The organism is Vibrio ostreae (assembly GCF_019226825.1).
In the GTDB taxonomy this organism is placed as follows: Bacteria; Pseudomonadota; Gammaproteobacteria; order Enterobacterales; family Vibrionaceae; genus Vibrio; species Vibrio ostreae.
In genome coordinates this window covers 114,067-125,990 of sequence record NZ_CP076642.1, presented here as the reverse complement: position 1 = coordinate 125,990, position 11,924 = coordinate 114,067, and the positions used below count along the sequence as shown (strand labels likewise).

The following is an 11,924-nucleotide window of genomic DNA, read 5'->3' as shown; positions in this document are numbered from 1 at the left end:
TGCAGACTCAGTAGCAGGAGATTAGTCAAGCAGAACATCATGACAGCGGCCCCTCATCAGGCACCGGCACTTCAATCGCTACTGCGGTCGCTTCACCACCCCCAATGCACAACGTGGCGATACCGCGCATGACTTTTTTGTGTTCACGGTTACCATCCACGCCTAAAGCCTGTAACTGACGCAGACTGTGAATCAAAGTAACCAGAATTCTTGCGCCACTGGCACCAATCGGATGGCCGAGAGCACAGCTGCCGCCTTTGACGTTAACCCGGTCGACATCCAGATCCAGCTTTTGGATCGCAATTTGAGTCACCACAGCGAACGCTTCGTTGATTTCCCACAGGTCGACCTCATCGGCTGACCAGTCGAGCTGTGAGAGCAACTGCTCAATGGCATACACCGGCGCTAAGGTATATTCAGACGGATGCCTGGCGTGGGAACTATGACCGCGCATCACCGCCAGAGGCTCAATACCCTGCACAAGAGCACTCTCGTCATCCATCAACATCAAGGCTGAGGCGCCGTCGGCTATCGCGCTCGAATTGGCAGCGGTCACCGTGCCATCAGCACTGAATGCAGGTTTCAGCCGGGCAATTTTTTCCAGCCGGATCGAACGCGGGTGCTCATCGTAATCGAGTATTTCCGCCCCTTGCTCCAGACTCACCGGCGCCATCTCGGCAACGAATAGTTGCTGATCCTGCGCTTCCCAGGCACGCTGCGCTGACAGCGCCGCCCACTCGTCCATCTGCTCACGGCTAAATTGCAGTTTGTCGGCAACTTGCTGGGCATAAACCCCCATCAAATGGCCTTCATAGGCATCCTGCAATCCGTCGAGAAACATATGATCGTAGGTTGTTTGATGGCCCATCCGCATACCGCTGCGCGAGTTGGTCAAAAGATAGGGTGCATTGGTCATACTCTCCATGCCACCAGCAATAATGCAGCGCGCGGCACCGGCGTTGATCAAATCATAGGCCAGCATCACGGTTTTCATACCCGAACCACACACCTTGTTAACGGTGCTGCAGCCGATAGAGTACGGCAGCCCGGCCGCCAGTGCGGCCTGACGGGCCGGCGCCTGGCCACACCCAGCCGTCAGCACACAGCCCATCAGCACTTCGTCGATCTGCTCAACCGGCGCTGACGCGGCATTCAATGCGGCCTTAATGGCCAGCCCGCCTAGTGCGGGGGCAGAATAATCTCGCAAAGCACCCTGAAAGCGCCCGTGCGGTGTACGTTTGGCAGATACAATCCAAATGGCTTTTCCCATGCCCTCGTCCTCGGTGTCGTTGACGAAAGTATTCACCACAAGGCGCTTGTTATAGGCGGGTACAACTGAACACAATCGCCTCGTTGATTTTCTGAGGCGCTTCAACCCGGCGATTTTCGCCCAGCGGCTTCTTGACGTTTACGTAAGCATAGCACTAACATTTACGTAAACGTAAAGAAACAAACTAACAACAATAACAATTTATCACCTGGCTCTGTCACAGGTGACTGACAGCACAAACGTCCCTCATCGCTGGTTTCAGACCAGCCCTAATGAGCAGTTGGAGGACTTCGGTCAGTGGAAACTTTTAAAATCAGCGAGCTCGCCAAGGAGTTCGATATTACAACCCGCAGTATTCGTTTTTACGAAGACATGGGCTTAATACAGCCAGAGCGCAAAGGCACAGTGCGCATCTATCAGCGACGGGATAAGATCCGTTTGAAGTTGATTTTGCGTGGCAAACGTCTGGGTTTTTCTCTGGCCGAAATTCGCGAGTTGTTTGAGCTTTACGATGCTCATCAGGGCGAGACACAGTTAGTGAAAATGCTCAATATTATTGAGGATAAAAAGGCGGTTTTACAGCGTCAGCTGGATGACATCGGAGCCGTAATGGGAGAGTTGGAGGCTGCGCGCAAACGTTGCGAGCAGGCTCTGAAGGTTAGTAATTAGCGATTCCAAGTACTGATTTCTTCCTGTTACTGATGTCTTCCAGGTACTTATTTATTCAAGGTAATAGGCGCTTCCTACAACAGCATTTTCATCTTTCGTTAGCTACTTTCTGTGACCACAGCGTTTGTTCTGCCCGCTGTGTCTGCGCAAGGAAAGACGCGGAGGTGTTATGAACAGCCAGTATCAGCCACTTAGTTTCGGATTGGGCGAAACCATTGACATGTTGCGAGAGCAGGTCAATGCGTTTTCTGCTCAGCATATCGCCCCTATCGCCGACCATATTGACCGGCAAAACCAGTTTCCCGAGCACCTGTGGGCGTTATTCGGCGAAATGGGATTGCTGGGCGTCACGGTCAGTGAGGAATACGGCGGCGCGCACATGGGATACCTCGCCCACGTCATCACCATGGAGGAGATCAGCCGCGCCTCCGCTTCCGTCGGCCTTAGTTACGGGGCTCACTCCAATTTGTGCGTTAATCAGATTTTTCGCAACGGCAATGCCGATCAACGGGTCAAATATCTGCCCAAATTACTCGATGGTGCCTGGGTGGGCGCACTGGCGATGAGCGAACCGAATGCCGGCTCCGATGTCGTCGGCATGCAGCTCAAAGCCGAACGACGCAATGACCACTTTGTGCTCAGCGGCACTAAGATGTGGATCACCAACGGACCGGATGCCGATGTGGTGGTTGTGTACGCCAAAACGGCCGCCGAAGCCGGTTCACGAGGCATTACCGCCTTCATTGTTGAGCGGGAATTTCCCGGCTTCTCTTCAGCCCAGAAGCTCGACAAACTGGGTATGCGTGGTTCCAATACCTGCGAACTTGTCTTTGACCAGTGCCGGGTGCCTTATGACAACGTGCTCGGCAAAATCAATCACGGCATTGAAGTGCTGATGAGCGGGCTGGATTACGAACGGGTTGTTCTGGCCGGCGGCCCGCTGGGCATCATGCAAGCCTGTCTTGATCTGGTCCTGCCCTATATTCACGATCGCAAACAGTTTGGTCAGTCGATCGGCGAATTCCAGCTGGTTCAGGCCAAGGTCGCCGACATGTATACCCGTCTGAATGCTGCGCGTGCTTATGTGTATGCCGTCGCTGGCGCGTGTGATCGCGGCGAAGTGACCCGTAAAGATTCGGCCGGAGCCATTCTGTACAGTGCTGAACTGGCCACACAAATGGCGTTAGATACGATTCAGCTGTTAGGCGGCAATGGCTATATCAACGACTTTCCGGCCGGCCGCCTGCTGCGCGATGCCAAGCTGTATGAAATCGGCGCCGGAACGTCAGAGATCCGCCGTATATTGATTGGGCGGGAACTGTTCAACGAGTCACGTTAAACCTGTAACGGAGTGCGTATGGCCGTGATTAACAGCAAAATCAAAACCAGCTCTGAACTTTACCAACGCAACCTGGAACACATGACTACACTGGTAGAGCAGCTTGCTGAGCACAGAGCAACCCTGCTGCAGGGGGCGGGCGAACAAGCGATTGAACGCCAGCGTCAGAAAGGCAAACTGCCGGTACGCGAGCGGGTGATGCAGTTGCTCGACCCTGCCAGCCCCTTTATCGAAATCGGTCAGTTTACCGCGTGGCAGGTTTATGAAGACGATGTGCCCTGCGCAGGTGTGGTCGCCGGCATTGGCACCATTCACGGCATTGAGTGTATGGTGGTCGCCAATGATCCGGCCGTCAAAGGCGGCACCTATTATCCACTCACGGTAAAAAAACATCTGCGCGCCCAGGAAATTGCCGAACGCTGCCACCTGCCCTGCGTCTATCTGGTTGACTCCGGCGGCGCTAATCTGCCTTATCAGGCCGACGTTTTTCCGGACCGCGACCATTTCGGGCGTATCTTCTACAATCAGGCCCGCATGTCCGCCAAAGGGATCCCGCAAATCGCGGTGGTGATGGGACTATGCACCGCGGGAGGAGCCTATATTCCGGCCATGGCAGACGTATCGATTATTGTCCGCCAGCAAGGCACTATTTTTCTCGCCGGGCCGCCGCTGGTCAAGGCCGCGACCGGTGAAGTGGTCAGTGAAGAAGAACTGGGCGGTGCGGATGTGCATTGTAAAAAATCCGGTGTCGCTGATTATTACGCGGACAATGACCAGCACGCACTCTCCCTAGCCCGCCAGGCGATCGCCAGCACTAACTTTCCACCCACACTTGTGCCTGATTCGGTGCTGCCGCCACGCTATGACGCCGCAGAAATGTACGGGATCGTTAACGCTGATCTGCGTTTGTCGTTTGATGTACGCGAAATCATTGCCCGTCTGGTGGACGACTCTCAGTTTGATGAATTTAAGGCTTTGTATGGCAGTTCACTGGTCTGTGGCTTTGCCACGTTACACGGTCACGCGATAGGTGTTGTGGCCAATAACGGCATCCTGTTTTCCGAATCAGCGCAAAAAGGGGCCCACTTTATTGAACTGTGTGCCAAACGCAGAATCCCGCTGCTGTTTTTGCAGAATATCACCGGATTCATGGTCGGAAAAAAGGTCGAAGCGGAAGGCATTGCCAAGCATGGCGCGAAACTGGTGATGGCCGTCGCCTGTGCCGACGTGCCTAAGTTTACCGTCATCATTGGCGGCTCTTACGGGGCCGGCAACTACGGCATGTGCGGCCGAGCCTATAATCCGACCATGATGTGGATGTGGCCCAACGCACGCATTTCCGTCATGGGCGGTGAGCAGGCCGCAGGGGTGCTCACCCAAGTAAGGCATGACATTCAAGCCCGGCGTCAGCAAGAGTGGTCAGAATCAGAAGCCGCCGCCTTCAGGCAGTCGATTGTCGAGTTATACGATACCCAGGGCAGCCCCTATTACGCCAGTGCCCGCTTATGGGATGACGGCATCCTCGACCCGCTCGAAACCCGCGACACTCTCGGACGTGCATTGGCGGCTGTGCTGCGTGCGCCAATCGCCGACAGCCAGTTCGGTATTTTCCGTATGTAAACCAGGAGTCGCGCCATGAACCCAGCTCAGCCAAGTGTACTGTGTGAACTATCCGCCAGCGGTATCGCCAGCTTAACTCTCAACCGTATCGACAAATCGAATGCATTTGATGATCAGATGATTGCTTTGCTCTTGCATCACCTCAACGATTTGGCCAAAGATACCAAGGTACGCCTGCTGGTCCTCAAGGCCAATGGCCGCCATTTTTCTGCCGGTGCCGATCTCAACTGGATGCGCGCGATGGCAACCAAATCACATTCGGATAATCACAGCGATGCCGCCCAGCTGGCGCTGCTGATGCAGACCCTGGATACTTTTCCCCATCCGACTATTGCTGCAGTGCAAGGCTGTGCATTCGGCGGCGCACTGGGCATTATCTGTTGCTGCGATATCGCGCTAGCCAGTGCCGGTGCCCGCTTTTGCTTAAGTGAAGTGAAACTGGGTTTGATCCCGGCCACCATTGCCCCCTATGTGTGCCGAACCCTTGGCCAGCGACAGGCACGGCGCTATATGCTGACCGCCGAACCGTTTGATGCCGCCAGCGCGCTGCAGATGGGGTTAATTCATCAACAGGTCAGTGACCAGCCCCAAGATTTATCGCTGGCGGTGCAACAGCTTTGCGAGCAAATCCTGCTCAACAGCCCCGCCGCCCTGACGCAGGCCAAAGCCCTGTGCCAGCGCTGCGCCGACAGCCCGCTCGATCAAAAACTGATCGCTTATACCAGCCAATTAATCGCCGACATCCGCGTGTCCCCCCAGGGCCAGGAAGGGCTGAGCGCCTTTTTTGCCAAACGTGCGCCAAACTGGATTCCCCCTTCAGGCGGCAACACGGGAGAACCTCAATGAAAGCGCTTCTTTCCCGGGCAGGCCTCTTGTGCGAATTTCCACCAGCCGTCACTCTGGTTGAAGTCGGTGCCCGTGACGGGCTGCAAAATGAAAGTGCGGTCACTAGCGCGGCTAAAATCGCGCTGATTGACCAGCTATCGGCCAGCGGTCTGACTTATATTGAAGCCGGTGCGTTTGTCTCCCCCAAATGGGTGCCGCAAATGGCAGACTCCCATGAAGTGTTCAGCGGCATTCAACGCGCGCCGACCGTGACTTACTCGGCGCTGGTTCCCAACCTGCGCGGCCTCGAACAGGCCATCGCCTGTCAGGCGGATGAGATCGCCATCTTTACTTCAGCTTCGCAGGGCTTTTGCCAGCACAACATCAATTGCTCAATCGAGCAAAGCCTGCAGCGCTTCGAGCCCGTTGTCAGCCAGGCACAACAACTAGGACTCAAAGTCCGCGGCTATCTCTCCTGCGTGGCTGACTGCCCTTATGACGGACCGACACCACCCGAACAAGTCGCCAGTGTCGCCGAAGCATTGCGCGACCTCGGCTGCTACCAGATCTCGCTTGGCGATACGATCGGCACAGGCACGCCACTGCGTATCGCCCGGATGCTTGAGGCAGTCCGGAAACAAGTGCAGGCAAAGCAGTTAGCCGTGCATTTTCACGATACCTGGGGGATGGCTCTGGCCAATTTGTATCAGTCGCTGTCAATGGGCATTACCACCATAGACTGCAGTGTGGCAGGCTTAGGTGGCTGCCCCTACGCGCCAGGCGCGGCGGGCAATGTGGCGACAGAAGATGTGCTCTATCTGTGCCAAGGACTGGGAATACACACCGGGGTCGATCTGCAGCAGGTCGCCAAGGCGGGCTGGGCTATCAGCCATATTCTGGGCCGCAGGCCAATATCTAAAGTCTCTCTGGCCCTGTACAGCAAGCTAACGCAAAAGAAAACCTAACCAGCTGTAAAATAGAAGAAAAATAAAATCCGACCTCCTGCTCTCACCTTTCTGGATCTTCCTCTCTCGTTTGCACCAAAGCTTACTAAGCGCATTTTTGGATAGAAATCACCTATCAATTTAATAGCAATAAGCGATTTTTCTTAATCTCGACTTGGTGGGAATATAGTTCCCGAAGACAAGACATTCCAACCAATAACTTAAAGGAAACTCGGAATATGATTAATACTAAAATCAAACCATTTAGCGCGACTGCATTCAAAAACGGCGAATTCGTAGACATCACAGAACAGGACGTTCTGGGTAAATGGGCAGTATTTTTCTTCTATCCTGCGGACTTCACTTTCGTATGTCCGACAGAGCTAGGCGACCTTGCAGACCATTACGCTGAGCTTCAGTCTCGCGGTGTTGAAGTGTACTCAGTATCGACTGACACCCACTTTACTCACAAAGCATGGCACGATAGCTCAGACACTATCGGCAAGATCAACTACTACATGGTTGGCGACCAAACCGGCAACATCACCAACAACTTCGGTGTAATGCGTGAAGGCCAGGGTCTTGCAGACCGTGCAACATTCCTGATTGATCCAGAAGGGACTATCCAGGCTATGGAAATCACTGCTGAAGGTATCGGCCGTGACGCAGAAGACCTGATGCGTAAAGTGAAAGCAGCGCAATACGTCGCTTCTCACCCAGGCGAAGTATGTCCGGCAAAATGGAAAGAAGGTGAAGAGACTCTGGCTCCGTCACTGGACCTGGTTGGCAAAATCTAATCAGACTTTCTAGCAAAATTAATCCGTAATCCCATGATTACAAGATGATTTAAGAGCTGGCCGGGCGCTCTACCTGACGACCTGAATGCCCGGCTGGCTCTTCCTTTTATCCAGAGTGACCACTCCATTTAAAATAAATAATAAAGGTATCCCGGTATGTTAGACCAAGCGATCAAACAGCAGTTATCTCAGTATCTGGCGAACTTAAAACAGCCAGTCCGTCTAGTGGTCAGCCTAGATGAAAGTAAAGGCGCGCAAAATATTCTTGAACTGGCGAATGACATTGCTTCGCTGAGCGAACTTGTCAGCGTGGAACGCGACGACAATGCCAGTGATCGCAAGCCTGTCATGACAGTAACCAACCCGGACAAAGGCACCTCTTTGAGTTTTGCCGGCGTCCCTATGGGTCATGAGTTTACTTCTCTGGTTCTGGCACTGCTGCACTCAGGCGGCCATCCGATCAAACTCGATCAGGCCACGATTGATCAGATTGCACGACTGGACAAAAAGCTGGACGTGGAAGTGTTTATCTCCCTGTCATGCCAGAACTGTCCGGATGTAGTGCAAGCCTTCAATATGATGGCCGCGATTAATCCAGATATACGCACCACCATGATCGATGGCGCCCTGTTCCAGGATGAAGTAAAACAGCGCGATATCATGGCAGTACCGAGTGTATTCGTAAATGGCGAACTGTTTGGTCAGGGTCGTATGACACTGGCTGAAATACTCAACAAGCTAGACGACGGCGCAGCAGAGAAAGCGGCCGCCAGCCTGAACGAAAAAGACCCATACGATGTACTGGTTGTGGGCGGTGGCCCGGCTGGTGCGGCAGCAGCAATTTACGCAGCCCGCAAAGGTATCCGTACCGGTATTGTTGCTCAGCGTTTGGGTGGCCAGGTGATGGACACCATGGCAATCGAGAACTTTATCTCGGTGAAACACACTGAAGGACCAAAACTGGTGGCGAACCTTGGTGAGCACCTTAAAGAATACGGCGTTGATATTATTACCGAACAGCAAGCCGAAAAGCTGATGGGCTCGGAATTTACCGCCGACGGCAAAATCCATGTCAATCTGCAAAGTGGCGCGACTCTGAAAAGTAACAGTATTATCCTGAGCCCTGGTGCACGCTGGCGTGAAATGAACGTACCGGGCGAGCAAGAATACCGTAATAAAGGGGTTGCCTACTGCCCACACTGTGACGGTCCGCTGTTCAAAGGTAAGAAAACCGCCGTCATCGGTGGTGGTAACTCAGGTATCGAAGCGGCCATTGATCTGGCAGGCATCGTAGAACACGTAACGGTACTGGAATTTGCCGACACATTGCGTGCCGATCAGGTGCTGATTAACAAAGCGAATTCACTACCTAACGTGGATATCATCACCATGGCACAGACCACCGAAGTCATCGGTGATGGTAAGCGCGTGACCGGTCTGGCTTATAAAGATCGTAATACTGACGAAATCAAGCAGCTTGAACTGTCCGGTATCTTCGTTCAAATCGGTCTGGTTCCAAACACTGAGTGGTTGAAGGATTCTGCGGTTGAACTTTCAAACCGCGGTGAAATCGAAATTGGCAGCCGCGGTGAAACCAGCATGGCAGGCGTTTTTGCGGCCGGTGACGCAACCACCGTACCTTACAAGCAAATCATCATTGCGATGGGTGAAGGTGCAAAAGCAAGCCTGGGTGCCTTTGATTACCTGATTCGTAAACAAGGCTAACAAGCAGAATGAAAGACAAGGGCGAACCACTGGTTCGCCCTTTTTTATATCAGGTAAATCAGCAACTAAAGGTGGTAAACCAAATTGACGTTGATGTTATCACCCTCAAAATTGACACCCTCAACGCCGAAACTGTCGTCAAACATCCTGAACCACTCCACTTGAAGCTCAAGCGGCTGACCTTTATTGATCGCCATTCCTACACCATACTGAATTTCTGTTTCAGTCTCAGAATAGCTATCGATTTTGCCTTTAACTTTCCCAGCACCAACCAGACCATAAACTGTAAAGTTTTCTGAAATAGGGATAATTCCTCGCCCCAGTAAGCTAAACGCTGTATCGACTTCAATTGATGATCCGAATGCATCATAGTCTGATATATTGCCATAACCGCGAAACTCAACCGCAAAATTCTGGTGTAACTGATAACCGACAATAAGACCAAGCAAGCTGTTATCAATATTATCTGAGCCTACTCCATCAACTTCTATATCCGCATCCACATAGGCATAAGCCAGGCCGATATAAGGATGAGGTGCAACAGATTGGGGATTATAATCCGCTGAGAACACTGTGGTTGAAAACAAACAACATGGAATGAGCAAAAGCTTTTTATATCCGTTCATAGTAACCCTCTGACGTTGTGATTAAACTATCAATTAAAAAGTTGGCGATATTGAAAGAAAAGCAAAGTCGTCAAATTGTTTATGTGAATAGGTGCACACTAAATTAACAAATATATCAGTTATTCGTGCTACAACCACTCAGTCAGCTGATGACACAGCCAGTCCGGGTTATCGAGCGGTATATCATGTCCGTCCTGTTGATTGATGACCAGACTGCAACCCCAGGCAAGCGCTAACGCCTGCGTCGCTTGGTAACTGACCAGGTGATCGCACCGTGACGAGATAAAGCGAACCGGGCATGATGGTTTTATCGCCCGAAAACGCATGGCCGCCACCAGCTGGCGGAAGAAATTACCGCTTTGCATCGGATAACGCCGCTCCAGTTCCGCCCAATCGTTAATCACTTGCTGATCAGGCGGGCGATTAGCAACCATAGCGTAAATCAGTTCAGCTCTGCGCTCGGGATCAGCACGCAAAGCGCTGAGAATGGGGAGATAATTTTGCGGGCGCAGCCGCTGATAAAACGGGCTGAATCCACGCGCCGTGGTGTTGATGCACAACAGGCTCTGAACCTGGTGCGGATAATTGTGCGCCCACTGCAACCCCACCATACCGCCCATAGAAATCGTTATCAGATCAACCCGTTGATCCTTGGGCAATTGATTACGCAAACTTTCAACCATGCCATCAATGTGACAGGGAGAGATTTCTCTGCAGCGGGTGCCGGCACCAGGAATATCGAGGCAGATAAAACGACGCTGCGGAAACAGACATTGCAGACGTTGCGGTAAATCACCCCAGTGGTATTTGCCGCGGAACAAACCACGAATCAGTACCGTGTTCTGGCTCAAAGACGGTGATAAAGACAATAAAGGTGGTACCGACATACACGACTCTCCGTGATACGCCAGCACGAAAAAAGAGTGAGGGCTGACGATACCTGAAGTTTAAGACTAGCTGTGACGTGAGAGTTTGAACTGCTTCGGAGTTACACCAAACTCTTTTTTGAACAGGCGGATAAAGTGGGAAATATTTTCATAGCCAAGTTCAAGCGCCGTGTCAGTCACCGACAAATGACTAAGGTAGCGCCTTGCCTGCTGCAACTTGAGCCGGGTCAGGTACTCTTTCGGAGTCTGGTTAGTCACTAGTTTGAACTTCTGGCTGAAATTGGGCAGTGACATCTGCACTTCTTCTGCCAGTTGCGAGATCGACAAGACTTCGCTGACCGATGACTTCATAAGGCGAATTGCGCGATGAATCGGATGATTTTTGTGCTGAGACAAAATATCGTAAGATCCCTGGCGTTTCATCAGTTCATACACCATCTCCTGCGTCACCAGATCGATCAGAAAGGGAATGTTACTGTCATTGCTGCGCAGAATCTCCAGTGTGCGTAGATGTAAGGCTGACATCCGATCCTGTAAACCGGACAGCTGAAAGTGGCCGTTTTCAGCCTGTAAAGACGTGTCAACTTCCAACTGCTCATTGACTCTGGCACTGACATCTTCCAGTACATCTTCGCTGAACTCATACACCAGCGCCTCGGTAAACTCCGGCATCGACATCATGACATTGGCATGAGGTGGTAACAGCACACATTGCTCTTTATGGTAATTCAACGACTCAGACTGATTGATTCGGATATGCTTTTCGCCCTGCAAAATCGTACACAGGCGTGGCGTTTCAAAGCAGCGGTATTCGCCCTGAAAATGCTTAGGCAGATGATAATGCAGCAGATTGACTTTACCGGTCGATAACGCGTATTGCGTTTCATCGACGCGGTGGAAACTATTGAGTGTTTTCATGCCATCCAAGTCGTCATTATTGTTATTTTTCGAGATTGTCAGTGTAGTGAATAAATGCGGTGTTAAACATCACTTGCGCTGAAAAAGGGAGTATTTGGCGTGTAACAAAGGCAAGAATGAGGCCTAGTTTACAATCTTGAGCAGACTACACGATAAAACTGCAAATACAATGTGACAAGAATGCGAACTTAGCGACTGCACTCATTCTCGAAAACAAAACGCCCGCAGCGAAGTGCGGGCAGAATGTGTTTACTGTAATCAGTATGATGATGACAAAAGCGCAGCGAAATGGCATCCGCGCCTT

General features: G+C 52.0%; 11 protein-coding genes. 7 read left to right on the top strand and 4 right to left on the bottom strand.

Annotated features, from left to right (window positions below; genetic code table 11):
• Positions 1-37: 37 nt before the first annotated feature.
• Entirely contained in the window at positions 38-1,270 is a 1,233-nt protein-coding gene (locus tag KNV97_RS00555; protein ID WP_218561838.1) for a thiolase family protein, read from the bottom strand.
• Positions 1,271-1,567: 297 nt separating this feature from the next.
• On the opposite strand from KNV97_RS00555, the gene KNV97_RS00550 reads away from it, so the two are divergent.
• From KNV97_RS00550 to ahpF, 7 genes are all read left to right on the top strand, one after another.
• Positions 1,568-1,939, top strand: a complete 372-nt coding sequence (locus KNV97_RS00550) for a MerR family transcriptional regulator (RefSeq protein ID WP_136486835.1) — start codon at positions 1,568-1,570, stop codon at positions 1,937-1,939.
• Between the two features lie 169 nt (positions 1,940-2,108).
• The gene (locus KNV97_RS00545; RefSeq protein WP_136486837.1) at positions 2,109-3,278 is read left to right on the top strand and encodes an isovaleryl-CoA dehydrogenase; all 1,170 of its coding nucleotides are present in this window, start codon (positions 2,109-2,111) and stop codon (positions 3,276-3,278) included.
• Positions 3,279-3,296: 18 nt separating this feature from the next.
• Positions 3,297-4,898 (top strand): carboxyl transferase domain-containing protein, encoded by a 1,602-nt coding sequence (locus KNV97_RS00540; protein ID WP_136486840.1) that lies wholly within the window; start codon positions 3,297-3,299, stop codon positions 4,896-4,898.
• A gap of 15 nt (positions 4,899-4,913) precedes the next feature.
• Positions 4,914-5,744: an enoyl-CoA hydratase-related protein gene (locus KNV97_RS00535; protein WP_136486842.1), complete on the top strand. Its 831-nt coding sequence runs from the start codon at positions 4,914-4,916 to the stop codon at positions 5,742-5,744.
• Positions 5,741-6,688, top strand: coding sequence for a hydroxymethylglutaryl-CoA lyase (locus tag KNV97_RS00530; RefSeq protein ID WP_136486844.1), 948 nt, complete (start codon positions 5,741-5,743; stop codon positions 6,686-6,688). The genes KNV97_RS00535 and KNV97_RS00530 overlap by 4 nt, the downstream gene beginning before the upstream one ends.
• Positions 6,689-6,906: 218 nt before the next feature.
• Complete coding sequence (ahpC, locus tag KNV97_RS00525; RefSeq protein WP_136486846.1) at positions 6,907-7,464, top strand: alkyl hydroperoxide reductase subunit C; 558 nt, start codon at positions 6,907-6,909, stop codon at positions 7,462-7,464.
• A gap of 156 nt (positions 7,465-7,620) precedes the next feature.
• Complete coding sequence (gene ahpF, locus KNV97_RS00520; RefSeq protein ID WP_136486848.1) at positions 7,621-9,189, top strand: alkyl hydroperoxide reductase subunit F; 1,569 nt, start codon at positions 7,621-7,623, stop codon at positions 9,187-9,189.
• 65 nt (positions 9,190-9,254) lie between these two features.
• On the opposite strand, the gene KNV97_RS00515 is transcribed toward ahpF, so the two are convergent.
• From KNV97_RS00515 to KNV97_RS00505, 3 genes are all read right to left on the bottom strand, one after another.
• Positions 9,255-9,815, bottom strand: coding sequence for an outer membrane beta-barrel protein (locus KNV97_RS00515; protein WP_136486850.1), 561 nt, complete (start codon positions 9,813-9,815; stop codon positions 9,255-9,257).
• A gap of 128 nt (positions 9,816-9,943) precedes the next feature.
• Positions 9,944-10,702, bottom strand: coding sequence for an alpha/beta fold hydrolase (locus KNV97_RS00510; protein WP_240798201.1), 759 nt, complete (start codon positions 10,700-10,702; stop codon positions 9,944-9,946).
• A gap of 66 nt (positions 10,703-10,768) precedes the next feature.
• Positions 10,769-11,620 (bottom strand): helix-turn-helix domain-containing protein, encoded by an 852-nt coding sequence (locus KNV97_RS00505; protein ID WP_136486852.1) that lies wholly within the window; start codon positions 11,618-11,620, stop codon positions 10,769-10,771.
• Positions 11,621-11,924: the final 304 nt, after the last annotated feature.